Below are 24,580 nucleotides of genomic sequence, written 5' to 3'. Positions count from 1 at the left end.
TCCGTACCGGGCTCGATGTCGTCACCCTGGTTTTCGTTCGGTTTATGGGTCCTGACCCTCGTTAGTATCTTCGTCTACACGAGGGTCGCAGTGATCAACTGCAGCTTGCCACTCACGCGTGTTTCTGCGACGCAGGCAAACCACAACCCGTTACAAGGGAGACATCAACAGGTGAGTACGTCACAGTCGTCATCGGGAGCGGAAAGGACCGACGGAGCATCTGTCCGTATCGGCGCGCTCGTTCCGCTGAGTCGGCCCGGCTGGGTCGAGGCGGGCCAACACTTGCTTGCCGGCCTCGATCTGGCTGTTCGCGACGTGAACGACAACGGCGGGGTCTTGGGAAGACCACTCGAACTGATAGTCCGAGACACTGCGGCTGATCCACAGAAAGCCGCAGCAGCCGTGGATGAATTGGCTCGTCTAGGCGTGGTCGCGTTGGCGGGGGAGTATCACAGCGTTGTCGCTCGCGCCGTAGCTGCCCGGGCCGACGCTCTCGGCTTGCCCTTCCTTTGCTCGTCAGCGGTTCTCGACGCGCTTACCGAACAGCCAACGGATTGGGTCGCGCGCCTCGCCCCGGCACAGTCACACGGTTGGCAGATCTATGCAGACTTCCTCCTCAGCGCGGGCCATCGTCGAATCGCCGTAGCAACCCAGCCGAGTATCTACTGGGCATCTGGGGCTCGCATTCTGCGGGATTACCTTGCGCCACGCGGCGGCACCATCCTCGAACTCGATATGCGCACGCTTGCGCCCGAGGCCGTGTGCGACGAACTGGTCGACCATCGCGCGACAGCCCTCCTTCTTCTGGTCGGCCACCCGGAGCCGGCGGTGTCGATCGTCAGGTCTGTCCGCCGCGACCAGCGTCTAGCCGAGATACTGATTGGTGCTCCCGCGGGACAACCGGAGTTCGTCGAATGGGCGACGTTGCTGGGGGACGACGGCGTCTCGATCCCGTTCTTGCGCTACCTGCCCGAGCGCCTCAGCTCACTCGGTGTACGAGTCGAGGCGAGCCTCCGCGAGCGACTGACTGAAGCACCTTCCTTCGTTGCCTTCGAGGGCTACGACACGATCACTGTCCTTACCGATGTGCTGCGGTCCCACGGCGTGAATCGGGTGGGTAGTACAGAGCCCTGGTCGCACGTTGTCGTCGAAGGCACTCGCGGGAAAATCCAGTTCTCACGCACGCCAGGCATCAGCGTGTGGCAATGGACTTGGCCGCCAGTCCAAGTCGTTGATCGCGATCCGGATGAACCCGATCGCTTTCGGATCCTTCACGCTAGTTGAGAGCACGGATGTCCCGTCATGCCGGCGTCCACCTTTGCTTGGACGATGGCGGATACATCCGAGCCACTAAGGCAGCTTACGTGGTTAGGTGTCTGGGCACTGTGGCAATCGGCATTTACTTATCCTATCCAGGAGGATAGGATAAGTAAATGAACAAGACAGCCACTCACACTTCCCATGCCGACATCATTCGGCGGCTTAAACGCGCAGAAGGGCACTTGCATAGCACGATCGGGATGATTGAAACCGGTCGTAACTGCGTCGAGCTTGCCCAGCAGCTTCACGCAATCGAAAAGGCCATCGCGAATGCGAAGAAGGCACTTATCCACGACCACGTGGATCACTGCCTCGAGGCGCAAACTGGCGCTGACGCCAAGTCCGCCAAAGCTGCGCTCGTCGAATTCAAAGAAATTAGCAAATATCTCTAAGAGCAGTCATGAGCCTTCTTTCCTTTGAGCAATTGAATACCGGGTCGGCGACACTGCTCGTCGGCGCAGTTCTTGTTGTGGGTGTCCTGCATACCATCGTCCCTGACCACTGGGTGCCCATCACGCTTATCGCCCGGCAGCGAGGCTGGAGCAAGGCGGAGACTGCTCGGGCAGCGCTTCAGGCTGGAACGGGCCATATCGTCACGACGCTCATCCTCGCTGCCATAGTCTGGCTTGCCGGTGTCGCAGTGGCAGCGAAGTTTGGACATTGGGTCGACACTATTTCCAGCGTGGCACTCATCGCGTTTGGGCTGTGGATTGGGATTTCGTCATGGCTTGAGCTGCGCTCGGGCGAAGGGCACGGACACAGTCACGGCCCGCACGGGCACACGCACGACTTCTCCCATCTGGCCGGTGCGAATGGCCCCGACGAGGTTATTCATGGCCCGGAATTGCAGCGGATGGACGGAGAGCACGGTGTGCTCGAGCTGTCCATCTACGAATGGGGTCAGCCGCCGCGTTTCCGCTTCACTTCGACGCGGCCCGACTTGGTAGGCACCGTCACCGTCGAAACGTGTCGTGACGACGGCAGTCGCCAGACATTTGCCTTTACACGACGCGGTGAGTATTGGGAATCCCTGGACGACATTCCCGAGCCGCATGGATTCGACCTTAAAGTCACCGTACATCACGATGACCACGCTCATGTGTACCAGACGGTATTCGCGGAGCATGAGCATCATCACGGGGGCCATGAGCATGACGATCACCATGATCATAGCCACCCACACAACCACCGCGACAGCTCTGGAGCTGCGCAGAAAACGTCATCGCGAACCGCGCTTCTGCTGATTCTGGGTTCTTCACCCATGGTCGAGGGAATCCCTGCGTTTTTCGCCGCCGGAAAGTATGGGCTGAGTCTTATCATCATCATGGCGCTCGTGTTTGCGGCGAGTACCATCGTTACCTATGTGCTGCTTTGTGTGTACTCAACCGCGTCGCTTCAACGCGTTAGATTCGGTGCCATTGAACGCTACGGCGAGGTGTTGAGCGGGGCATTTATCGGACTCGTTGGGCTCGCATTCTGGTTGTTCCCCGTCCTGTAAACGACCTTCTCCCGATCATCTTTCGTGAAGCTACCATGTGTCTACCGAACCGAGGGCGTACCCACTGATTTCATAAGGAAACCCATACGATGCTTGGTGTTATTGGGGTAGGGGCGATAGGTGCTGCCATAGTCTCAGGTTTGAGTGAAGGCAAGGATCCGCCGGAAATTCTGCTTTCGCCTCGCAACGCAGAAGTGGTGGCGAAGCTTGCGGCCTCCTATCCAAACGTTCGCGTAGCGGATAGCAATCAGGCAGTCGTCGAACAATCTGCCGTCGTGCTTTTGTGTGTGCGACCCGCAGATGCACGACGGGTGATGTCGGCGCTCACGTTTGGTGATCAGAGCCTGATAAGTGTGATGGCAGGTGTTCCTCTCCGGATGTTGCGCGAACTTGCCGCGCCAGTGCAGAACATCGTGCGTGCCATCCCGTTGCCGTCCGTTGCGATCCGGCGTGGCATCACACCCCTGTGCCCTGCTATAGAACCTGCGCGTGGTCTATTCGATCGGCTCGGCCGTGTTATAGAGGTCGCCGACGAAACTGCTTTCGACCACTTCTCAGCATCGACGGCGACCATTGCTGCGCATTTTCTTTATCTGAACCAGATAAGTAATTGGCTTGCGGCTCACGGGATTTCCCAATCGGAAGCCCAGCAATATGTCGCAGCGATGTTTGGGGAGGTCGCTGTATCTCTGCATGAACCTGATCCCGACTTCAGAGGGCTTATGCAAGAGCACGCTACCCCGGGTGGGATCAATGAACTTTTTTGCCAAGTAGTTGGTAATGAGGGTGTTTGGAGGGCAGTCGATGTTGGCCTGGACCGTGTCCGACAAGCACTTGAAGATAGACAAAGTGGTTTGTAGCCGATGCGAACGGAGGGGCCATTAAAGGCATCGCCGTCAACGTCTGTATATGGACTCCCCCTAAGCCTTGCTTGTCAGCTATAGGTCGAAAGCCGATATTGTCGAAACCTATGCAGTCCTGACTCACCGATTGTTGGCTAGAAGGGTATTTTCACTAGATCAAGAACCGTCGGGGAAAAATCGCGGGACAGTGTCGATTCCCGGAAACCCCGTTCGTCGCTTCAATGCGGGGTCGAGAGGCCCCCGGAACCCTGAAGACGAACGAATGGCACCCTCGGGAGGATCCATGACCGACACAACCTCGCTATCGGAGTACCTCGTCATCTCCCGCGGGCAGTGGGACAAAGACAGATCGCCCGAGGAAATACAGAAGGCGATTGACGACTTCTATATCTGGCACGATCGACTCGTCAGTGAAGGAGTGATGAAAACGGGGCAGCGGCTCGCCAGAGAGGCAAAAGTTGTCTCAAGACTCGGCGTGATTGATGGCCCTTTTGCCGAAGGCAAAGAGGTTGTGGGCGGATACTGGTTCTTCTTAGCTGGTAGCCTGGCCGAGGCTGCGGCACTTGCCGCGCAGAATCCTTGCCTAGCCTGCGGTTTGATGTATGAGGTTCGACCCATTGAAGCGGAGCGGGCCAGCGCGTTTAAGTTGAGCAGTGAAACGCCTGAGAATTTCGGCGCCCCTCGACACAAAAAAGCAGAAGAGCGCACAAGGAGATAAGCGTCAACTCGCAGATGACTGCGCCTCCATCAGTGACGTAATTCGCTCGGCGTCCGCAGGCGTCGCCGGGTTATAGACCACCATGCTGAGATCTGGTCGGCCATCCACAGCAAAAGCCGAATATTCGAAAGAGATCAGGCCGAGAATCGGGTGCCGTATGTGCTTGACTCTCTCGCCATGCGGGCCTTGAACATCATTTTCGCGCCACATCGCTCTGAACTCCGGGCTAAGTCGGCAGAGTTCTTCGACAAGCGGTTCCACTTCCTCCGCGGCCCCCGCGCGGGCTGCATCCACTCGGAACGCGCCTAATACGAACCGCGCCACGCTTTCCCAGTCGTACTGTGAAGCGCGAGGGCGCGGATCGAGGAAAATGAAGCGCAGGATGTTTCGCTGTTCGGGCGGCAACGATCCATAGTCCATGATCATCGTGGTGGCTGCACGATTCCACGCGACGACGTACCATGTGGCGGTCCTGATGATGGCGGGTGTGGGGTTCAACGCATCGAGAACGCGCTGCAGTCGCGGCGTGACGCCTTCATTCTTTTGATAGCGCACGTCCGGTAGGCGACCGAGCCCAATCAGAAACAGATGCTCGCGCTCGACATCGGTCAGCATCAAGGCATGAGCGATCCGATCGAGCACATCAGCCGATGGCGCGCCACCTCGGCCTTGTTCCAGCCATGTGTACCAAGTCGAACTGATGTTGGCGCGCTGCGCCACTTCCTCGCGACGTAACCCTGGCGTACGGCGTCGCTCAGCGGAAAAACCGAATGCGGCCGGATCGAGCTTCAGGCGTCGATTCTTCAGATAGGTGCCAAGCTGGTTTTCGTGCGTGATCTGTGTGTCCATCCTATTAACCGTTATAACAGGATAATCTCACTACTTTACTAGCATAGATCAAGCATGGAGATTTATATGTAAAGAACTCCGGAGGTGTTGATCATGCGTGTATTCGTCACAGGTGCTACGGGATTTATCGGTACACCCCTCGTCAAAGAGTTGATCGGGGCAGGCCATCAAGTGCTCGGCCTCTGTCGCTCGGATGACAAAGCTGCGAGTCTGGCTGCCGCTGGTGCAGAGGTTTATCACGGATCGCTTGAGGACTTGGATAGCCTCGAGAAGGGGGCCGCCCAATGTGATGGTGTCATCCACCTTGCCTTCAAGCATGATTTCTCGACATTCGTAGCGAATTGCGAAGATGATCGACATGTGATCAAGGCACTCGGCTCGGTTCTCGCAGGCTCTAATCGACCGTTGATCGTCACCTCCGGAACCGGATTAGCCAACACGGTGCCTGGTGAGCCGGCCAAGGAAGACAATGCAACGATCGCCTCAAACGTCATTCCACGCGCAGCGTCAGAAGAAGCCGCTGCCGCTGTCGCGGCGGATGGCGTCAATGTGTCGGTGGTGCGTCTCCCGCAAGTTCACGACCCGGTCAAGCAGGGCCTGATCACCCAAGCCATTACGATATTTCGTGAAAAGGGTGTATGCGCCTATATCGGAGAAGGACACAACCGTTGGCCAGCAGCGCACGTTCTCGATGTGGCCCGCCTATACAGACTGGCAATTGAAAAAGCTGAGCCGAATGCGAAGTATCACGCCGTTGCGGAAGAGGGCGTATCGCTGCGCGATACCGTACAAACCCTTGGTGCACGCCTGAACCTGCCGGTCAAATCCATCGCACCAGACGAAGCTCAAGCCTTTTTCGGATGGCTCGCCATGTTTGCCGGGCGCGATTCTCCCGCATCCAGCGAGCAGACGCGGAAAAAGCTGGGATGGCACCCGAACGGACCTGGGTTGATTGCTGATCTTCAACAGCTGCGTGTTTCTGAGACCGGATCTTTGAGCTGAAGTAAGAAGCGGCCAGCAACGTGCGGACGGCATCTGCCGCCCGCACGGCAGCCACTATCCTGGTGGCATGTGAAGCATAGCGTCGCAATGAGGTGACCTGTTTCCTTGAACGTCACCTCGCAGCGATGTCAGGGGACATGCTGGATGGGCGTAGAACGTGGCCATCACGCGCCGACGCGCACCCATGGACGATCGGTGTTTTCGTTCCTCATGACGAAGCCCGTGACGCGTCCGTTTGCACCGCGCTGAAACACGTCCCGTCTGTAGACGTTGTCGGGCTGGAACAGCACGTCGCGTGTTTCCGCCTTCAACACCACAAAAGGTCCGCCGGGCTTGCCGCCCAGGATGCGATCGCCCTCGCGCCGAATCACGTAGGTTCCTTCGATGTTTCGGTACGTTCCGACCAACGCGTCGATCTGGCTTGAGGTAAGCGTTATCGGCGGCGGATTGATGCGGATCCGGTCGGTGTGCACGATCCGAAGCAACCACTTGCCATCGATGCGTTGCCAAGTTTCCGTCATGAGCAGGTGAGCCTTGCTTACGTCAATACCGCCGGGACGTTGCGGTACATCATCCTGATGAAAGACCTGCGCGGTGTTGCCGATGATCTTTACCTCGTAGTTGCGAATGATCAGCGGCAGGGAGCCGTCGTCTTCTAGTTCACGCAAGAACTCATCGCGCCGGGCAACTTGCCCCTCTTCGACATACATGAAGTCGGAAGTGGTCAGCCGCGCCCACGTCGCCCGATCACCGCGATGAATGGCAGTGAGCAGCAGCTCGTCGTTGGCATACAGCACGTTCCTGACATCGGCCGGCGCATCGCTGGCCTGGGCGAATGTGTCGGTGAAATGGGCACCTCCCATCAGAAGGGTGATTGCGACAACGAGAGAGCGCTTTGTTACAGTGTTTGAGATTGTCATCGATGTATTCCTCAAAGCATCGGCGAACGATGCGTACATGCACGCCGGACCATCGCGGATCAGCGACGGTGCGTGGAGTGCGACGGCATTGCGAGGAGTTTCAGGTGGCCGGCGGCCTGAGCGGAGGAGAAGCTATCGGTGACGGCGCATCGGCGACAGCGAACATACCTTCGTCTGTATAAAAGACGAAAGCCAGCGCGGGGTCATATTCGATCGACAAAAGCAGGCCCGTACAGGACGTCGGGCAGTGGCACGTGCAGTTCAGATGATGTGCGTTGTGATGATGATCAGGGCAGCCGCCGGTTTGCATGCTCATGGTGTCGCATGAGGAAACCAACCGATGCATCGTTGTGTCGGCGGCATGCATCGCCGGCATGGCGTCCGCAGTTGCCGTCATAGTCACGTTCGTCGCGAACACCGGCAACACCAGCATCCACCAGGCGACGGCCGCGAGCACGCGTAGCGGCAGCGAACGTCTGATAGATGGCAGGATAAGGCGCATGGGGCGAGTATAGACGAGCGCCATGGACATCTATAGTTAGTTACAGACATTAGTGCCCAATGCGGGCATGACGCCATTGTATGTGCAGCTTTGGAAACCAAAGTGTGGGCAGTTTCAGCTCGCAATGCACCTACTTTGCTTGTTGGTGGAAAGCAAAGTATGTGCAGGTACAACTCAAACAATGACTTAGGCGTACTCGATTTGTGCGCATACGAATCTTTTGACAACCAAAGTATGTGCTGGAAGCCTTAAGAGCCGTTCGCCTTCGACCCAAAGCGCACCTTGGATGATGCTCAAAACATACCTTCACGTATCTACCGATTCGGGGCTTGCCTGGCCTGGAACGCCCGAGCGAACAAAAAACCACCTCTAGCGGTCAACAAACTGCCTCCAAAGTCGCGGCCCGCTTTTCCCCGGCGGTCGCTTTGTGACACGACCCGACTAGCCCATTAGTAAGTATTGCTGCGTCGTGGCCATCATGTATACAGTGTATACATGGCCCGCCTGACGACCCCCGAAAAGATTCTCAAGGCCGCGCACGCGCTGTTTGAACGCGAAGGCGCCGAAGCGGTGACCATGCGCCGGGTCGCCGATGCGGTGGGCATTACGCCCATGGCGATCTATCGCCATTTTCCAAATCGGGACGCGCTGCTGAAAAAGCTCTCCGACGACAGCTTCCAAAGCGTTGCGCACGAATGGAAATCGCGCGCGCGAAGCCGGGACGTGCTAAAGCGGCTGACCGCGTTAATGGAACCCTATTTGGATTATGCGCTGACGCATCCGCATTTATTTGATCACGCCTTTTCGGTGCGTCGCGACGATGCGCGGCGTTACCCGGAAGATTTTCATGCGCGCCTTTCGCCCACCTTCAATGTCGCACTCGATGCTGTGATCGAGGGCATGGCCCAGGGCGTGTTGAAAAAGGACGACCCGCATGACGTCGCTATGACGATGTGGGCGCATCAGCACGGCTTGATCGCGCTCTATCGCGCCGGACGTTTCAGCTATGACGAGGCGCAGTTTCGCGCCTTCTACTTGCAATCCTTGAGGAGGTTGCTCGATGGCATCAAAGCATGATTATTCCGCGCTGCAGACTTGGTTTGCAGCGACCGCCCTCTCCGCGCTGTGCTGGTGGTTCGGTGGCGGCATACATCCGCAGTGGTGGCTGACATGGCTCGCACCTTTGCCCGTGCTATGGCTCGCACCACGGGTTCGAGCGCGCTCGGCCGCTTTGTCGGCATTTGTCGCGTATACCGCAGGCGCGTTTAGCGCCTGGACTTATCTCCACACGTATATCGGCCTGCCTTGGCTTTTCGATGTGTATGCGATTAGCGCATCGGGCGTCATGTTGATGCTGTGCGTACTGCTATATCGGCGATTGCTGCTGCGGGGTCATACGCTGGCCGCTGCACTGGCGGTGCCGACGATGTGGGTCGCCATCGAATACGTCACCAATCTGACTTCGCCGCACGCCACGTTTACCAATATCAGCTACACGCAAATGGATGCGCTGGCCGTCATTCAAATTGCGGCGATAACTGGCATTTGGGGCATTGGTTTTCTGTTGCTGCTGCTGCCCACGGCCGTTGCGTTGCAAGCGACGCCGCACGCTTCCAAACGCAGTCGTGTCACGGTGGCCGTACTTACAGCTATTTTGGTGGCCGGCACTGTGGCGTATGGCGGCTGGCGACTTCAGGCTCCTGCGACCGGAACGATGCGCATTGGCCTAGTATCGCTGCAAAAGCCGACCGATGCTGCATTGAGCGAGCCGAAGGGGCAAGCTCTCGAAGCACGTTATATGGAAGCATTCGGTCGTCTTGCCAACGACGGCGCACATATCGTGCTGGATACGGAAACGACATTCGCCGCCGCGGATACGAGCATTCCCGCATTTTCTCAAATGTCGAAACAGCGCGATCTGATCGTAGCTTCTGGCGTTGACTTCTACGGCGATCCGCACGGACATCGCAACATGCTGATGGTGTTTCAACCTGGCGCCACGTCGCCGGCCACCTACAACAAACACCATTTGCTCCCCGGCATGGACCCTTTTATACCGGGCGACAACTACACCATGCTTCAAGGCGACCCGCGCATCGGATTGGCGATCTGCAAGGACATGGATTTCCATGACATTGGCGACGCTTATGCCGCGCGCCGCGCGCAACTGTTGTTGGTGCCTGCGTCTGACTTTACCGTGGACGGCTGGCTACACAGCCGCATTGCGATCATGCGCGGCGTGGAAAGCGGCTTCGCCGTCGCGCGTGCCGCGCATGCCGGCCGGCTCACGCTCAGCGACGACCGCGGCCGTGTCGTGGCGGAAGCATCCAGCGAAGCTGGCGATGCCGAATTGGTGGGCGATCTTCCGCTGCACGAAACGCACACGTTCTATGCGCAATGGGGAGACTGGTTCGCATGGTTGGATTTGATCGCGCTGACGGCATGGCTGGTATTGGCTTTCGTTCCGCACAAAGCACCGATGGAAAACCCCGGTCAGACGCATCCGGCTCGCGCTTGAACGAGTCAGAGTCGGCACTGACTCATTAACGAGGATTAGGCGGGTGCCCCGACCTAATATAGGTGCATTTGCGAAATCGAAAAATCCTCGTGATATTTGCCACTCTCCTCGAGCAATTCGAGCATCGCTTCTACTAGTGATCTGTGTTTCGTGGTGCTGCCGATCGCATGCTCCATCGCGCACCAACAGATGAAGAGAAGAGTCGTTGGCTCAACTGCAAGGCGGGCGAAGTGGGCTTGCTCAAGTAAACGTCGCTCGTCGGGGGTAGGGGGCTCGGACGGGCCGGGCGCCATGCATCTCGAAGCCTATAGGGCGGTTCGCACGCGGCCCTGGCGGGCCCTCGTATTGAGGTTCGACCCGATGTTGAAAGGGCGAATCAAGGCTTCTGACATCAAAGTTTGTGCACCCTTGGAAACCAAAGTATGTGCGTGCCTAATTAAAACAACCACTTTGATGCTTGCTAATCGGGTGTGTGCTGAGCTTTTGACAACCAAAGTATGTGCTGGAAGCATTTGGCTAGAAGTCTGCTTTTGTTCTGCGGTTAATATTCCGGGGCTCTAAGCATCGCAGCTCTTATCCACGATCCATCGCCTCGTAAATGCTTGTCACCCATTCTACGAACACCCTGACTTTCGTACTCAGCCTACGGCTGGGTGGGTAAACGATATAAACCTCTAAAGGCCTCGGCCGATAGGGTTCGAGAACGGGTCTTAACTCACCTCGTTCAATCCACGGCCGAACGTTGAAATCCATGGTGTGGATCAGACCGAGGCCCGCCAGGCCTGCTGCTAGGTGCGCGTTGCTTTCGTTGACCAGGACGCTGTTAGTAGCCGGCACTTCGATGAGTTCTCCTTGATCAAGAAATTGCAAAGGTTGGACCAAGCCAGTCCGCGCCGAGAAATACCCTGCGACAGGCAGTTTTTTCCGGCTGATGTCTCGTGGGTGCTTAGGTACTCCGTGACGTTTCAGGAACGCTGGGCTTGCGCATGTCGTCCACCGTAGCGAGCCTAATCGCTTAGTCACCAGTGCGGGGTCATCCGCAACACTGCGAATTGCGCAGTCGATGTTTTCACCGATCAGATCCAACGTCCGGTCGGTGACGCTTAGTTGTACCTGGATGTCCGGATAGCGAGATCGAAATTCTCGCAACTTCGGAATGATGACAGCGCTGGCAGTCGATCCGCCCGTATCCACTCGGAGTGGCCCCCGAGGATTACGTTGCGATCTACCAAGGGTGGCCTCGATGTCCTCCAATTCGCTCATTAAATGCCGCGTACGCTCGTAATAGGCAGCGCCGTCCACGGTAACGCTGACTCGCCGCGTGCTGCGCTCAAACAGTTTTACGCCGAGGTGCCGTTCCAGCATTTGAATCGACTTGCTCACCGTGGCGTTAGGCATTTGCAGCGATTCTGCTGCGCGGCTGAATGCACCGGTTTCCACGATCCGGGCGAAGACACGAATGGCCTGGAAGTGATCCATTATTCACCTGTGTGGAAAAAGAAAATGCTTCTACCTAGTTTATTACCATTTTTGCAAGACATAGATTGGGCTTCGTCACGCCGCATATGTCGGCTTACGGAGTCCTCCCCATGCAGATTTCAGACCTCACCCATCTCCACACTACCAAGCATGCCGGCAAGGTTGTCCTGATCACCGGAGGCAGCTCTGGCATTGGCCTGGCCACGGCCAAGCGCGTCGCCCGCGAGGGTGCAATTGTCTTCATTACAGGCCGTCGCCAGACTGAATTGGACAAAGCCAAGGCCGACATCGGGCACGGCGTCACGACCTTTCAAGGCGACGTCGCCGTGGCGGCGGACCTGGATCGCATCTTCGCCGCCATCAAGAACATGCACGGGCGCCTGGACATCCTGTTTGCCAACGCGGGCGGCGGCGAATTTGCCGTACTCGGCACCATCACGGAGGCCCAGGTGGACAAATACTTCGGCATCAACGTCAAGGGCACACTGTTCACCGTGCAGAAGTCCCTGCCCCTGATGGGTAAGGGGAGTGCCATCGTGGTGACCGGTTCGATCGCCGGCAATCAGGGCACGCCGGCTTTCAGCGTCTATGCCGCGACCAAAGCCGCGCTCCGGTCGTTTGTCCGTACCTGGGCCTCTGACCTCAAAGACCGGGACATTCGCGTCAATCTCATCGCGCCGGGTGTGGTCGTCACGCCGGCCTACAAATCCGAGCTGGGGATGAGCGATCAGGATATCGAGCAGTACCTCACGGACGTCGTCAACCGCATACCGCTGGGGCGCGTAGCAAGCGCAGACGAGATGGCAAAGGCCATGTCGTTTTTGGCATCTGATGACGCCAGCTACATCACCGGCGCTGAGCTGGTGGTCGATGGCGGTATGACGCAGATCTGATCCCGCAACATCAATCATTCACCGCAGGAATCATCATCATGAGCGTGAAAAAGAATCTCGATATCGCCCAACAGTTTCTGGCCAAACTCGGTGGTGGTGCGTCGCCCGACGAAATCGCGAAGCTGTTTAGTGCGAATTTGGACTGGGACATCCCCGGAGACACCGGTGTGCTGCCTTGGATAGGTCACAAGACAGGGCGTGGTGCCGTCGTTGAATTCGTGCGCGATACCGGGCGCATGATCGAACGACTTGGCCTGGAAATTCACGATGTGATCGCCAGCGACGAGCGCGCCATTATTTTTGGTGAGCTAGCCACGCGTATCAAAAGCACAGGCAAAGTCATCGAGCAGGCCTTCGCGATTGTGCTGACGATTTCGGGTGGCGAGATTACTCGCTTCCTTATGCTCGAAGACAGCTTTGCAACGGCTAATGCTGCGCGTGCCGGATAGCTCGGGTGAAGTCGCAGTCGAAAGCAGGCGTTACGTCCGCAGCAGAATTGACTCCCTCTCTCGCTTCGTAGCGAGAGCCCCCGCTATCTCCTCCAGCCGGTTCCTTCCAACCTAAGGCCGGCAGTATGGCCTGCCGGAATTCGGCCGATCGATCGTCGGTACCACTGTACTTCTGCCAATCGGAGATCCACATTAGCCAGCGATCCTAGATCGATCAGCGTTGTGCGATCCGCTTCAAGCAGGCTTTTTGCAAGAGTAACGAACACCGTTCCAAGTGGAATATCACCCAGGCCGTTTCGACCCAGAATGAGGCCATCTTGCGATATGCACTCAACTTGGAATTCGTAGGGCACGACTATCTCCTTCGAATCTGTCCGCTTCAGCCAAAAGCAGACATTTAACTAGCTCCTTACAGCACATACTTTGCTTATTCTTGGATGGCAAAGTATGTGCATGGGCAAGTAAAGCAATTGGTTAGGAATTTCGAATTTAGGTCAGTGGGGGCTCTTTGATAACCAAAGTGTGTGCTGGAAGCATCTAGTTAGATTTCTGCAACCTAAAGCAGATTAACGTGCAGCGCTGGAACCAATGCGAACAGTGATTCGAAAATCATTCTTGTGGCTCTTGCTATAGAGCCAGTTGAGCGTTCGTCAGAAATAGTCCTTGGCTTTGACTTGCCGTGTGCTGCCGCTTTCCATGGTGAACACGATAGCGGTCTCTTTGGTGGCAAAGCGCAGATTGGTAAGCTCGGCCTGAGTCCAGGCCGGTCCTGCTTTTTGATTGATCATGGCGATCCGTTCGCCGACCTTAAAACCTGCTGCCTGCGCGGGACTTCCTGGAGAAACGAAATCCACGACAAAAGTGACGCCTTGTTTGCTTAGGTACAGACCTAACCGATCTTTGACGAAAGGTGCACTTTCGGCTTCGATGTTGGGCACTGCATAGAGACGAGCGTGGGGATAGTCAATGATCAGCCGAAATCGTGCGAGTAATTCCAAGCCTATATTGCCCGAGATAAGCGGAGAGTCACTCCCGCGCACTGCGTTGGACGGGAACACGCCCGGCACCTGATAGAAATTTACGCCAGCAAACTGCACACGACTCAGAGTCGCTACGGGCTCCTGCGGACGCTGGCCATTGAGGCCACCACCGAGCCTGACGGAGGTAGATCTGCTCTCTAGCAGTTTGTGCGTCTCGTAATAAGGCTGATACACCGTGACGGGAGACGGGTCACCTAGGAACCATTCAAATGGGACAGGTGCTGTGCCTTCGATCGAGACTGGGACTGTTCGCGAATCCAAGTGCCGGATCAGTGGAATTTCCACTGCGCCGTTTGGCAGTTGTATCGCACTACGGGGATCTTGAAAGGCGACGCGGCGATGCGCAAAATCAATGTCGACCACTACTTGGTTGAACAAATCATCGCTCAGGATAAACGGAGCAAATAAAGAATCGGTACGTTTGGCGCCCAAGTCTGCGGTCGTCGTCTTAACGCGCCTTAGCGTTAGCGCACCCAGCTGAACCTGCGTGCTAACACTTCCAAACGTTTTAGTACCAGTGGGCGGTTGAAATCCAATGGATGCCGCAAAATCTTTGTCGATGTAAGAGGTGTCGGCGCCGTCAATGAGCTTCACCAGCACACTCTGACCGTTGACTTTTGCGGGAACAAGGATGCTTCTTCCGTCTGCGAAGTCGAAGTTAATCCACCCTGTCGATGACACGTCATCTCTAAAGGTTGCTGCGTGAACCGGCACGGATCGAATCAATGTTGGCTTATCGCTGAGGGGCGTGGAAAGCGCACTGTTTGCTAGCAGCAACCCAACGAGACACGTGAGAAGGCGCATAGCTTGGAAGTGCTTACGATCTGCGGGGCGGTCCACGGGCTTCATAACAGTGTCCTATTGAAGGGGTGCACCAATCGTTCCCCCAAGCGTACTGCTCGAAGTCCATCTAAGCATATGAAGGTTGTCATTGCTCACAATCGGCAATCGCCGAGGATTGATGGTTCAATCCCGTGTACGGGGCGCAACTTGTCCTCTCGGGCTTCAGGAAGCCGTTGTTAAGTTCGGTTGCGGCCACTTCGTCGATCGTGGCTGCTCCTTCGCTGCCAAATCTCAGGGCCAGCCGAGCCGGCTGACACCAATGTTTGTACAACGTGTACGTACTTTGGTGTCATGCCCACAAGTCGTAGCGCCAAAGAGCCATGACTTCATACCCATGTACTAGTGCGAACTCCACACTACTATTCTCTCCACCATAAGCGGCAGAGCAGGGCAGCCGTGGAAGATAGTGGGGCTCAACTCAAGAAGTTTCAGAAGGAACTGTCCACGGGCACGGTTTCGCTGGTGTTGCTGGCGGTGCTGGGGCAGTCGCGGCAGCCGTTGTATGGCTATCAGATTGCCAAGCGGTTGGAGGAACTGGGAGACGAAGGTGCGCTTGCAGGCAAGCAGAGCGCGCTTTACCCGGTGCTGCGCAATCTGGAAGGGAGCGGACTGCTGGCTAGCGAGGTGGAGCCTTCGGTGAGCGGGCCGCCACGGCGTTATTACCGCATTACCAAATTCGGACGTGAAGTGCTGCGTGAGTGGATTGCGGCGTGGGAGGCTACGCGCGATTCGGTCGATAAAGTTTTGCAAGGAGACTGGCGATGAATGCAGATGCACCCAAACTGCCAAGGACGATAGCCGAATACTTGGAGCAATTACGAGCCGCGCTGCGCGGCGCGGACCCGGCGCTGATCCAGGATGCGTTGTACGACGCGGAAGAACATCTGCGTGCCGAACTGGCTGAGCAGCCTGGGCGCAGCGAAACTGAGATGCTGGCGAAAGTGGTGGGAAGCTACGGTGCCCCGGAGGAAGTCGCGGAAATCTATCGCGATCAGGAAATAAAGATACAGAGAGCACTGCGTCCACCACGACCACCGAAGCAGCGTTCATGGCTTGGCCAGTTTTTTGGTGTAGCGGCGGACCCGCACACTTACGGTGCCCTGTTCTACATGGTGTTGTCGTTGGCCACGGGCATCTTTTATTTCACCTGGGCGGTGACGGGTATCTCCATGTCATTCGGCCTGTTAGTACTGATCATCGGCATTCCTTTTGCGTTGTTGTTCCTCGGTTCCGTGCGCATGTTGTCGCTGGTGGAAGGGCGCATCGTCGAAACCATGCTCGGCGTGCGCATGCCGCGGCGACCGGTGTTTTCCACGCGCGGCATGTCGTTCTGGCAGCGAATCAGTGCGGTGTTCAGAGATCCGCGTACCTGGGGCACGCTGTTCTACATGTTCATGATGCTGCCGCTGGGTATTGTGTATTTCACGATTGCTATAACCATGCTCGCTACCTCGCTGGCGTTGACATTGGCGCCTATAGCGAAAGTGGTGCTGGAGTCGCTAGGTATTCCTTACTCCAATTGTGATGGTCCATCACAGTTGTGCGAATTCGTGTCCTGGTGGAACAGCTGGCCGGGCACGATCTGTGCGTCGCTGATCGGGATCGTCATGTTGTTCGCCACGCTGCACTTGGTGCGCGCACTGGGTTATCTGCATGGACAGATTGCCAAGCATCTGCTGGTAGCAGGCACAGCCAGGGAGTAAGCACGCATGAGCCTATTAGAAGGGAATGTGCTGGCGGCTTTGGCGGGTGATTGGACGGGCGACGAGACGATTGCGACCACGCGCTGGGGGCAGAGCGGTTCGGCGATCGGGCGAGTGCATGCGCGCTTCGATCTTGGTGGCAAGGCTTTGTTGATGGATTATCGCCAAGAGCGCGATGGTAAAGCCTCGCTGCAGGCGGATGCGGTATTCGTGGCTGGGCAGGAGCCCGGGGAATATGCGCTGTATTGGTTCGATAGCTACGGCTTCACACCTTCGCAACCGGCAACCGGTCACTGGGATGGCAAGCGTTTGGTGTTTCTACGCAGTTCGCTGCGCGGACAGACGCGGCATATCTATGAATGGGTGGCAGATGGCCTTTATCGCCTGGTGTTGGAAAGCTCCTTCGATGGCGGAGTGAATTGGGAGCGGGTGATGGAAGGGGAGTATCGGCGGGTTGAGTGATGCGTACATTGTTCCTTACCTGTCTCCACGCCAGAACGCGAAGTTACCCGCGCCGAGTACGAATATCTCGAAGTTGAACGGTGCTAGTGACTGGTTCACGCGCGGCAGCGTCATCCATGATGCTGCCGCGATCAGCGGGTAGCTCAGCCGCGTTGGTTCACGTGTGGGGGTTGCGGCTGAGGACGTTGGTAGTGTTCTTGTGGTCTGGCAGGAGATCCCAGTAGTCGAGGAGGTCTGCCTCGGCGGGAGGTTTGCTCATGGTCTCGGCAGAGTAGCGGTGATGGTAGACATGGAGGTTGTTGATGCCGGCCCACAAGTTATCCATGCCTGTAGACCAGCGCAGGCAGCCTTCCCTGTCTATGTTGGATAGCGCCAGGGAATTGAATAGACGAGGCAGTTCAGCCTGGGCGGCCAGGTAGCGGGCCAAGGATTGGTCGAGCAGGTCGCGGAGCTTGGCCATGGCTTGCTCATGGGTCATGTTGTGCAATCGGGATAGGACGAAGATCGCGTTGTGAGAGTCTTTGCGCGTGATGTCCTTGGGTAGCGAGTAAAAATCGTTGTAGATGCTCATGGAGAACACCAGTTCCTTGCGCATGGTGGCGCATTCCCATGAGTGGTTGATTACGTCGGGCAGTTCGTAGCGGACGGATATCTCAACCAAGTCGACTAAAGCGCGGACCCAGATGGTGTCGTAGCGGCGCTCCAGGTATTCGTCCAGGTCCCACACGCGGGAGGTCTGGCGCTGTGTCATCTCGGTGGAAACCGCCGTCATGAAGCTGGCTTGGTGGTTGTAGTAGCGTTCGCACCAGGCAGGCGACATTCTGGCTTGGGTGCGGGCCATCAGGTCGCCGAGGGCCTTTTCGTAAGGGTGGTAGGAATGCGGTGGGGCACCGGGTTTGCCGCGAAGGATGTCGATCATGTTCTCCATGATCTGGGCGACCAAGTGGGGTTTGTCGCCAAAGGGCCCGTCGAACTGGTCGTCGAAGGTAACGATCCAGCCGATCCAGTTTGTGACTAGGTTCAAATCCTCGCCTCGCAATCCGGGCTCAATTACTGCGGTAATCAGCCCATACGCTACTTGTTCCAAGCTTGCGATGGCGCGAGGACTGGCGACCAGGCCGAAACGCTGAGCCCATTCCAGGTGATGCCGATCGGCGGCGTCGGCGTCCGGACTCACTCGCCAGACGAAGGGAAACTCGAATAGGGATGGTCGGGTGGGGGTGGCGCGCTCGAACGGCGTAGGGCGAACAGCGGAATTTGTAGCCATAGAGCATTCCTCCTTGATTGGCAGGCGATATTCTGAAGGGGCGCCATGTGAAAACGGCGTCTTGATCAAGCCTTTTCGGACACTTCGATAAGGGAATCAGGCATGACAACCTTGGAAGGCAATGCGCTGGCTGCTTTTGCGGGCGAGTAGATCGGCGAGGAAAGGATCGCGGCGACGCGTTGGGGCCGGGGCGGACCTGCGATCAGGCGTGTGCATGTGCGCTTTGATCTCGGCAGCAAGGCTTTGTTGATGGATTATCGCCGCGTGGCTGACGAGTAGGCGGGGGGATGCCAATCACAGCACCATTGAAACCGCCAGAAAAGCTGGGATTGGCATCCCAGCCTACGCGGCTGCAATGTGGTTCGTCGCGAGGCTGCCCCTCACCCCAGCCCTCTCCCCGGATGGGAGAGGGAGCTAAAAGAAAGTCGTTAGCGGTAGTTGAGATCAGGTGACGAAAGAAGGAACGTGTTCCATTCCTGCTGCGAAGTTGCTTTCGCCAGGGCATCGCGCGTTGCCTTCGATAAGTACGGATCGATGACGTCGTAGTAAAGACGCGTGGTCAGCATCGGAAAACCAGCGGTGCGTGTGGTGCTGCCCACGGGCGTGAACAGCTGATTGTTGCCGGTGCCGATCGCGTGGGCGATATCGAAGCGCTTGGCCATTTGTCCGGAGCTGGACCAGGCTTCGCCATCGAGCGGCCAACCGTCTGGCGTGATTCGGCCGAACATGGGCTGGTCGAGTTGGTTGAGCCAATTTACCAGTGGTTGCGCATTGACGATCGGCGAGCCATCGTAAGCAAGGCGCACGGACGAGACGACGAATTGCGTGGGGTCCTTGAACTTCTTGCCGGTCCCGGCAACCAGGTCGTGCGATTGGAACATCACGCGCACCACTTGGGCGATATCGCCATCGGTACGCTGGAAGGTTTGCGCCATCTTGTTCACCAGCGCGGGCGGTGGATTGTCGGCAACGAAATATTCCGCCAGCTTGCGCGAGATGAATTGCGCGCAGGCCGGTTGCTTTACGATCAGGTCGACGGCCTGCTTCACCTCATCGTAGCCGCTGCCCTTGATGGTCTTGCCGAGCAGCACTTTATCGCTGAAATCGTGCCGCTGGGGATTGAACTCGAACATGCCGTCACGAACAATCAGCGGTGCCATCTTGGGATTGAAATTTTGCGGCTTGCCATCCACTGGGGCGATGCCGACGCCGGTAAGAATCAGGGCAAGCTGCTGCACATCCTGCTGGGTGTAGCCGGAATTGACGCCCAGCGTATGCAGCTCCATCAGTTCGCGCGCGTAGTTTTCGTTGACGTGGCCTTTCGCGTTTTGCGCGTTGTCGAGAAATTCCTGCATGGCCGGGCTTTGCAGCGTTGCCATGACTAGATCGCGAAACTTGCCGAGCGCGTGCGGGCGAATGGCATTCTGCTCGTAATCGGCCAGTTCCCAGCGCACGCGGCCTTTGGGGGCATAGACGCTGAAATGATTGAGCCAGAACCAAACCATCTGCTCCTTAAGCTGGTTCGGGCCATAGATGGCATGCAGCAATGCTGCCTGTTGCGCTTCCAGGCCGACCTCATTGCCGTGCGCCTGGATGGCGTTGTTAGCGGCTTGTCTTTCAGGGCCGTTAGGCATGGTGTTGAGTTGCTGCTGTTCCTGCTGCAACGAGGTCAGTAGTTGATCGAGCGGTGTGTGGAAGGCTTCGTAGCCGTCGATTTGTGTTGCGATAGGGGTGGGTAGCGTGTCCCCGAGCTTATCGTTGAGTTGCTTATCCAGCAGCACCTTGCGGCCTAGCGAGCGGTATTGCGTGACGGTAGTGGTATTGAGACCGAAGCTGTCGCGGCGCAGCCAGGCGATGTCGTCTTGGTTGGGCGCGGTGGTGCTTGCCGCATAGGTGAGAGGAGCGGGCAACAGCAAGCTTATCGATAGCGAGAGCGTTGTGAGGGCGATGAGGCGCATGCGACGGTTTCCATGAGCGCAATGACGTTCAAACGAAACTACTTGGTTGCGGATGGTATCGGACTCTTGTGAATGAATTTGCGTCGAATCTCTCTGCGAAGAAGCAAGTATCGACCAACTGCGGGAATTGGCTCCCTCCCCTGCTTGCAGGGGAGGGTTGGGGTGGGGTGAGTACTTGCCATGAACTTTCCCGCAAGTGTTCACCCCCTCCCACCTCCCCCTGCAAGCAGGGGGAGGAGTTTGTTCGAGGCTCTGTTACGGCTTAAACCAACTGCAAATCCCGCGGCTTCGCTTGCGGAAACACAGCCTGCAGCTGATTGCCGCGCAAACCCCAAACCCGCGCCAACAAACCACTGTACACATCACGGTAATTGTTGAGCACCTGGTAATCGCGATTCTGTAGCAAGTTCTGTTGGTTCACGGCGACCTGCTCGCCGGCAATGCGCCCGCCGTTGACCTTGCCACCCATTACCCAATGTACTGTGCCGTGGCCATGATCCGTGCCGCGGTCGCCGTTCTCGCGGAAGGTACGGCCGAATTCGGATACCACCACCACCACGGTGTTGTTCCACTCATTGCCGAGCGCGGCGGCATATGCGGCGAGGCCTTCGCCGAGATTGTGCAGGTTGTTGGCTAGGCCGCCGGTGACGTTGCCCTGGTTTACGTGCGTATCCCAGCCGCCGACGTCGACGAAGCCCAAGCGATATTGATCGCGCATCAAGGTGGCAATGCGTTGCGTTTCCTGCGCAAAGCCCGATGCGTTCGGCGCGCCGCGGCTGGCGGCGACCATTTCGTTTTGCAGGTCCATCGACACCGTGCTGCGCAGGCTCAAGCCATCGGCCGCGGCGGAAGCGAGCGGCGTGTTCTTGTACATGCCGGCCAGGATGGACGATTGGCGCTCATCGAAATTGGCCTTGGTATTGCCCTTGAGCGAGATGTTGGGAATGTCCTTGCCCGCACCCTGGAAGCTGAGCGGCAGGCTGTTGGTGAAGGCGATCGCGGGAACGCTTGTAAGCACGCTAGACAATCGCGCCATGAAGCCGGAGCGATAGTTGCCGTTTGTGCTGGAAGGTTCGCCGCGCTCGATGTTGTCCTGCGTTTCGAAGTGGCTTCGCGAGAGATCATCCGTGCCCGCAAACGGAATGAAAGCCACCTGCTTCTTTTGCCACAGCGGATAGATCGAATCGCGTAGCACGGGATTCATGCCCCAGTTCGCATCCAGCGCAATGGCCGAGTTGGGATTGTTAGCAGCGGGTTTTGCGATGGCGATGGTCGGGCGCGATTCGTAGTAGAAATCGCTGCTGTAAGGCACCAGGAAATTGTTGCAGTCGTAGCCGCCGCGCAGAAACACGAACAGGAAGCGCGGCGAGGTGGTCGGTGCTGCGAAAAGACGCCCGGAGAAGGACAGCGCAGGGAGCGCGGCGGCGCCGGCGGCTGCCAGCAGGAATTCGCGACGGTTCATGACGATACCTCAGCGGTAATTGAAGTCGGGTGAGGACAGCAGGAAGGTGTTCCACTCTACTTGCGAAGTTGCTTTGGCCAATGCATCGCGTGTGGCAGCGGACAAAGCCGGTTCGAGCGTCTGCTGGAACAGTGAGGAGTTCAGCATGGGCGGATCGATATGCGGCACGTCGCCATCTGTATTCGCGAACAAGCGATTGCGACCACTGCCGATGGCGCGCGCAACATCGAAGCGTTTCGCCATCTGTCCGGAACTGGACCAGCTTGCACTATCGCTGGCCCAGCCATCCGGCGTGCTATGGCCGTACACCGGTTCAGTCATCTGATTGAGCCAGTTCACCAGCGGATCGGCGTTGGTGATTGGCTTACCGTCGTAGCTCATGCGCATGGCCGAGACCAGGAACTGCGTGGGGTCCTTGAATTTCTTGCCGTAGCCGATGGTGATGTCTTTGGACAGGAACATGGTGCGCAAGACGGCGGCTATATCGCCGTCGGTGCGCTGGAAGGTTTGCGCCATCGCATCCACCAGGGCCGGCGGCGGATCATCCGCCACGAAATAGGTGGCAAGTTTGCGAGAGATGAACTGCGCGCACGCAGGCTGGTGCACGATGAGATCCACCGACTTTTCGATTTCATCGAAACCGCTACCTTTGATGGTGTGCCCCAGGAACTGCTTCGTGGAGTAATCATGCCGCCCCGGCAGGAATACGAACAGGCCGTTACGCACCACGCCGGGGCGCTGATAGAGGAAGCGGTCATCAATGCCGTTGATGATGTTAGGGCCCCGCTGCGGCTCGATGCCGGCACCGGTCAGGATCAAGGACAGTTGTTGCACGTCCTGCTGGGTGTAGCCGGCGTTGACGCCCAGCGTGTGCAACTCCATCAACTCACGCGCGTAGTTTTCGTTGGTCTTGCCACGTATGTTGTGTGCATTGTCCAGGTACAACTGCATGGCCGGGCTTTCCAGCGTGGCCATCACCAGATCCTTGAACTTGCCCAGCGCATGCGGGCGAATTGCGTTTTCTTCGTAATCGGTGGCGAACAGCCCCACACCGCCTTTGGCCGCGTAGATGCTGAAGTGGTTGAGCCAGAACCACACCATCTGTTCCTTAAGTTGATTGCGGCCGTAGATGGCGCGCAGCAGCTCCACTTCCGCGCTCTGTTTGTAGAGATCGCGGCGGTACATCTGAAAATCCTTCTTCGCCATGTCCTTGGCGCTGGTGTCGGCGGCGTCGACCTCTTTTACTTTTTTTGCCTCGTCGCGGTAGTCGGCGATCAGCTTTGCGGGGGAGGTGGTGTACACCTCGTAGCTGTTGATCAATGGCGCGACGGGTGGGGGAAGGGGATCGTCGCCGCCGGCCAGTTCTTCGTCGAGAAAACGGGTGCGGCCCAGTTCACGGTAGCGCTCCACCGTCGCGCTATCCAGGCCGAAGCTGGCACGGCGTAGCCAGGCAATATCGTCGGTACTGAGCGCGTTGCCGCCGGAGGCTTGCGCGAGCGGCGTCATGGCTAGCAACAACAGGCCCAGATACTTCAAGCGAATGGGCATGGCAGGTGTCCCCCTATGGCACATAAGCCCTCAACGCTCGGCGACGCGCGGCGCTGACCGGGCCATGGCGAAGCGTAAGGAATATTCGGCTGCGATTCACGAATTTGCGCTCTGTCTGTTAAAGCCCGGTTACCATGCGCGCTTCCAGGGAGCTGAAGCATGCAGAAAACTTACGACCAGGCTTATTTCGACAAGTGGTACCGCGACCCAAAACATGCCGTGAAGTCCCCGTCGGATGTGAAGCGCAAAGTGACGATGGTGGTGGCCCTGGCGGAGTATTACTTGGGGCGCCCCATTCGCAGCGTACTCGACGTGGGATGCGGGGAGGGTGTGTGGCGTGCGCCGCTGCGTGCGTTGCGTCCGGCGGTCGAATATCGCGGCCTGGATGCGAGCGAGTACGCGGTGCAGCGCTACGGGCGCAGCCGCAATATCGGTTTGGCTCGTTTCGGGCAATTGGCGGAGCTGCGCTTCGATACGCGTTTCGACGTGATCGTGTGCACGGATGTGCTGCATTACTTGAAACCCGCCGAGATACGCGCGGGCCTGATCGGCATCGGCGAGATGCTGGAAGGGATTGCGTTTCTGGAAGTGTTTACCAACCGCGATGATCTGGAAGGCGATCGGCACGATCTGCGGCTGCGGTCACCGGCGTGGTATTTGCGCGAGTTTCGCGAGGTGGGGTTGTTGCCGTGCGGGTCGCAGTGCTATTTGGGGCCGCGGTTGGAGAGGCAGGTGGCGGCGTTGGAGAGGGCGTGGTTGGCGTGAGCTTGCTGGTAATTTCGGATATACCTGAGTGTCATTCCGGCGAAGGCCGGAATCCAGTTTTAATACGCCGTGTGAAGCACACATAACCTCATTTATGTTGTGTGCTTCGCACGTCATGTTTGTACTGGATTCCGGCCTTCGCCGGAATGACGCTGAGGATAAAATGTGGGTTACAGGAGCGTTGGGTAGAGATCATTCCATTGAGGATTAACCTCTTCAACCAGGCGAATTTTCCAAGCACGCTTCCATCCTTTTAACGTCTTCCCTCGGGTAATGGCAGATTCCATGGTTGGATGAAGTTCGTACCACACCAGCGCGTGCACATGGTATCGACTAGAGAAACCTTCGGCGACATGAGTCTTGTGCTGCCAGATGCGTTTAACGAGATCGCTCGTAACACCGACATATAGCGTCCCATTCTTCTGGCTTGCGAGCATATAGGTACATGGTTGTCGCCAGTCCATGGCGAGAATCTCCTAAGTTGTCATTCCGGCCTTCGCCGGAATGACGATCAGGGAGGT

General features: G+C 57.4%; 24 protein-coding genes. 14 read left to right on the top strand and 10 right to left on the bottom strand.

What is annotated here, in order from left to right; genetic code table 11:
• The first annotated feature begins 15 nt into the window (after positions 1-15).
• From ISP18_RS04710 to ISP18_RS04690, 5 genes are all read left to right on the top strand, one after another.
• Positions 16-1,284, top strand: coding sequence for an ABC transporter substrate-binding protein (locus ISP18_RS04710; protein WP_380017617.1), 1,269 nt, complete (start codon positions 16-18; stop codon positions 1,282-1,284).
• 149 nt (positions 1,285-1,433) lie between these two features.
• Entirely contained in the window at positions 1,434-1,712 is a 279-nt protein-coding gene (locus ISP18_RS04705; RefSeq protein ID WP_380017489.1) for a metal-sensing transcriptional repressor, read from the top strand.
• A gap of 8 nt (positions 1,713-1,720) precedes the next feature.
• Positions 1,721-2,818, top strand: a complete 1,098-nt coding sequence (locus ISP18_RS04700; RefSeq protein WP_380017487.1) for a hypothetical protein — start codon at positions 1,721-1,723, stop codon at positions 2,816-2,818.
• 89 nt (positions 2,819-2,907) lie between these two features.
• Entirely contained in the window at positions 2,908-3,678 is a 771-nt protein-coding gene (locus ISP18_RS04695; protein WP_380017485.1) for an NAD(P)-binding domain-containing protein, read from the top strand.
• A 286-nt stretch (positions 3,679-3,964) separates the two neighbouring features.
• Positions 3,965-4,399 (top strand): YciI family protein, encoded by a 435-nt coding sequence (locus ISP18_RS04690; RefSeq protein WP_380017483.1) that lies wholly within the window; start codon positions 3,965-3,967, stop codon positions 4,397-4,399.
• Positions 4,400-4,402: 3 nt separating this feature from the next.
• Here ISP18_RS04690 and ISP18_RS04685 read toward each other — a convergent pair whose 3' ends face one another.
• Positions 4,403-5,248 carry a helix-turn-helix transcriptional regulator gene (locus ISP18_RS04685; RefSeq protein ID WP_380017481.1) on the bottom strand — a complete coding sequence of 282 codons (846 nt, stop codon included), beginning with the start codon at positions 5,246-5,248 and terminating at the stop codon, positions 4,403-4,405.
• A 93-nt stretch (positions 5,249-5,341) separates the two neighbouring features.
• Between ISP18_RS04685 and ISP18_RS04680 the strand changes: the two genes are divergently transcribed.
• Positions 5,342-6,250: an SDR family oxidoreductase gene (locus tag ISP18_RS04680; RefSeq protein WP_380017479.1), complete on the top strand. Its 909-nt coding sequence runs from the start codon at positions 5,342-5,344 to the stop codon at positions 6,248-6,250.
• A gap of 164 nt (positions 6,251-6,414) precedes the next feature.
• On the opposite strand, the gene ISP18_RS04675 is transcribed toward ISP18_RS04680, so the two are convergent.
• Positions 6,415-7,209, bottom strand: coding sequence for a nuclear transport factor 2 family protein (locus ISP18_RS04675; RefSeq protein WP_380017477.1), 795 nt, complete (start codon positions 7,207-7,209; stop codon positions 6,415-6,417).
• A gap of 61 nt (positions 7,210-7,270) precedes the next feature.
• Entirely contained in the window at positions 7,271-7,696 is a 426-nt protein-coding gene (locus ISP18_RS04670; protein ID WP_380017475.1) for a hypothetical protein, read from the bottom strand.
• 471 nt (positions 7,697-8,167) lie between these two features.
• On the opposite strand from ISP18_RS04670, the gene ISP18_RS04665 reads away from it, so the two are divergent.
• Together ISP18_RS04665 and ISP18_RS04660 are read left to right on the top strand one after the other, a co-directional pair.
• A complete protein-coding gene (locus tag ISP18_RS04665; RefSeq protein WP_404559245.1) occupies positions 8,168-8,749 on the top strand; it encodes a TetR/AcrR family transcriptional regulator in 582 nt (193 codons plus the stop codon).
• Positions 8,733-10,190, top strand: coding sequence for a nitrilase-related carbon-nitrogen hydrolase (locus tag ISP18_RS04660; protein WP_380017471.1), 1,458 nt, complete (start codon positions 8,733-8,735; stop codon positions 10,188-10,190). Before ISP18_RS04665 ends, ISP18_RS04660 begins: the two co-directional genes overlap by 17 nt.
• Positions 10,191-10,763: 573 nt before the next feature.
• Here ISP18_RS04660 and ISP18_RS04655 read toward each other — a convergent pair.
• Positions 10,764-11,669, bottom strand: a complete 906-nt coding sequence (locus tag ISP18_RS04655; protein WP_380017469.1) for a LysR family transcriptional regulator — start codon at positions 11,667-11,669, stop codon at positions 10,764-10,766.
• Between the two features lie 110 nt (positions 11,670-11,779).
• Between ISP18_RS04655 and ISP18_RS04650 the strand changes: the two genes are divergently transcribed.
• Complete coding sequence (locus ISP18_RS04650; protein ID WP_380017468.1) at positions 11,780-12,562, top strand: SDR family oxidoreductase; 783 nt, start codon at positions 11,780-11,782, stop codon at positions 12,560-12,562.
• Between the two features lie 38 nt (positions 12,563-12,600).
• The gene (locus ISP18_RS04645; protein WP_380017466.1) at positions 12,601-13,011 is read left to right on the top strand and encodes a nuclear transport factor 2 family protein; all 411 of its coding nucleotides are present in this window, start codon (positions 12,601-12,603) and stop codon (positions 13,009-13,011) included.
• 650 nt (positions 13,012-13,661) lie between these two features.
• On the opposite strand, the gene ISP18_RS04640 is transcribed toward ISP18_RS04645, so the two are convergent.
• Positions 13,662-14,900, bottom strand: coding sequence for a PDZ domain-containing protein (locus tag ISP18_RS04640; RefSeq protein WP_380017464.1), 1,239 nt, complete (start codon positions 14,898-14,900; stop codon positions 13,662-13,664).
• Positions 14,901-15,290: 390 nt separating this feature from the next.
• Here ISP18_RS04640 and ISP18_RS04635 point away from each other — a divergent pair, with 390 nt between their 5' ends.
• The 3 genes from ISP18_RS04635 to ISP18_RS04625 are packed head-to-tail and all read left to right on the top strand — an operon-like array spanning position 15,291 to position 17,059.
• Positions 15,291-15,659: a PadR family transcriptional regulator gene (locus ISP18_RS04635; protein WP_380017462.1), complete on the top strand. Its 369-nt coding sequence runs from the start codon at positions 15,291-15,293 to the stop codon at positions 15,657-15,659.
• Positions 15,656-16,597, top strand: a complete 942-nt coding sequence (locus ISP18_RS04630; protein ID WP_380017460.1) for a sensor domain-containing protein — start codon at positions 15,656-15,658, stop codon at positions 16,595-16,597. Before ISP18_RS04635 ends, ISP18_RS04630 begins: the two co-directional genes overlap by 4 nt.
• A gap of 6 nt (positions 16,598-16,603) precedes the next feature.
• Positions 16,604-17,059 carry a DUF1579 family protein gene (locus tag ISP18_RS04625; RefSeq protein ID WP_380017458.1) on the top strand — a complete coding sequence of 152 codons (456 nt, stop codon included), beginning with the start codon at positions 16,604-16,606 and terminating at the stop codon, positions 17,057-17,059.
• Positions 17,060-17,216: 157 nt separating this feature from the next.
• Here ISP18_RS04625 and ISP18_RS04620 read toward each other — a convergent pair whose 3' ends face one another.
• From ISP18_RS04620 to ISP18_RS04605, 4 genes are all read right to left on the bottom strand, one after another.
• A complete protein-coding gene (locus ISP18_RS04620; protein ID WP_380017456.1) occupies positions 17,217-18,326 on the bottom strand; it encodes a terpene synthase family protein in 1,110 nt (369 codons plus the stop codon).
• Between the two features lie 428 nt (positions 18,327-18,754).
• Entirely contained in the window at positions 18,755-20,284 is a 1,530-nt protein-coding gene (locus ISP18_RS04615) for a DUF1800 domain-containing protein (protein ID WP_380017454.1), read from the bottom strand.
• Between the two features lie 262 nt (positions 20,285-20,546).
• A complete protein-coding gene (locus ISP18_RS04610; RefSeq protein ID WP_380017452.1) occupies positions 20,547-21,746 on the bottom strand; it encodes a DUF1501 domain-containing protein in 1,200 nt (399 codons plus the stop codon).
• A 9-nt stretch (positions 21,747-21,755) separates the two neighbouring features.
• Positions 21,756-23,294 carry a DUF1800 domain-containing protein gene (locus tag ISP18_RS04605; RefSeq protein WP_380017450.1) on the bottom strand — a complete coding sequence of 513 codons (1,539 nt, stop codon included), beginning with the start codon at positions 23,292-23,294 and terminating at the stop codon, positions 21,756-21,758.
• A gap of 159 nt (positions 23,295-23,453) precedes the next feature.
• Between ISP18_RS04605 and ISP18_RS04600 the strand changes: the two genes are divergently transcribed.
• Complete coding sequence (locus tag ISP18_RS04600; protein WP_380017448.1) at positions 23,454-24,059, top strand: class I SAM-dependent DNA methyltransferase; 606 nt, start codon at positions 23,454-23,456, stop codon at positions 24,057-24,059.
• A 170-nt stretch (positions 24,060-24,229) separates the two neighbouring features.
• On the opposite strand, the gene ISP18_RS04595 is transcribed toward ISP18_RS04600, so the two are convergent.
• On the bottom strand, positions 24,230-24,523 hold the full coding sequence (locus ISP18_RS04595; RefSeq protein ID WP_380017446.1) for a GIY-YIG nuclease family protein: 294 nt from the start codon (positions 24,521-24,523) through the stop codon (positions 24,230-24,232).
• Positions 24,524-24,580 lie beyond the last annotated feature (57 nt).

The sequence above is a fragment of the Dyella humi genome (assembly GCF_044904605.1).
Classification (GTDB): Bacteria; Pseudomonadota; Gammaproteobacteria; order Xanthomonadales; family Rhodanobacteraceae; genus Dyella_B; species Dyella_B humi.
Note: the sequence above shows the minus strand (reverse complement) of the source record. Positions and strands in the feature narration are given on the sequence as shown.